At 58.0% G+C, this 967-nt stretch carries 1 protein-coding gene and 1 pseudogene; both read left to right on the top strand.

Translation table 11 applies throughout. The features are described 5' to 3' along the window. Window positions 1–325, top strand: a pseudogene (locus tag ACXJ5O_RS28290) (ABC transporter ATP-binding protein); the annotation flags it as partial. Next, window positions 322–967: ABC transporter permease (locus ACXJ5O_RS28285; protein WP_457302809.1), on the top strand; the 646-nt coding region annotated here is incomplete at its 3' end. The pseudogene ACXJ5O_RS28290 and the gene ACXJ5O_RS28285, both read left to right, overlap by 4 nt.

The raw sequence follows: 967 nt of genomic DNA, 5'->3' as shown, positions 1-967 counted from the left end.
CGTGGAGATTGTGCGGGCGCTGTTGCACGAACCCTCGCTGTTGCTGCTCGACGAAGCGACGGTTGGCCTCGATATCAAATCGCGTGCCACCATCCTTGCCGATATCCGCAAGCTGGTGGAGGAGAAGGGAATCAGCGTCCTGTGGGCGACGCATCTGATCGACGAGGTCAGTCATGCGGATCAGGTCATTGTCCTCAACCAGGGCAAGCTCGTCGCCAACGGTCCGGTGCATGACGTGGTCAAGAACGCCGGGGCGGAGACGATCAACGAGGCGTTCTCGCGGCTTACCGGGATATATGCACTGAATGCGGGGAACCGGCTATGACGCACATTGCCAGCCACGTGTCGATCGGACGCATGCGCTTCGGCGTGATGAATTATCTGGTTTGCCTGAAGGGTATTCTCATCCGTGAAGGCCTGCGCTATCTCAACCAGCGCGAACGTTTCATCTCGTCGCTGGTGCGCCCTCTGCTGTGGCTGTTTATCTTTGCGGCTGGGTTCAGGCAGGTGCTCGGCGTTTCGATTATCCCGCCCTATCAGACCTATGTGCTTTACGAAGTCTATATCACACCCGGCCTTTGCGGCATGATCCTCCTGTTCAGCGGCATGCAATCATCCCTCTCCATGGTCTACGACCGGGAAATGGGCAATATGCGCACGCTTCTCGTCAGTCCGTTTCCGCGCTGGTTCCTGCTGGTGTCGAAGCTATTGGCCGGCGTTGCCGTTTCCATCATTCAGGTCTACGCCTTCCTGTTCATCGCCTGGTTCTGGGGCGTCAAGGCGCCGCCGTCCGGGTATCTGCTGACGCTGCCGGCGCTGTTCCTGTCGGGCATGATGCTGGGTGCGCTTGGAATGCTTTTGTCATCCCTGATCAAGCAGCTGGAAAACTTCGCCGGCATCATGAACTTCGTGATCTTCCCGATGTATTTTGCCTCTTCGGCGCTTTACCCGTTGTGGCGCGTACAGG

The organism is Phyllobacterium sp. P5_D12 (assembly GCF_054049495.1).
This window is presented reverse-complemented; position numbering and strand designations above follow the sequence as displayed.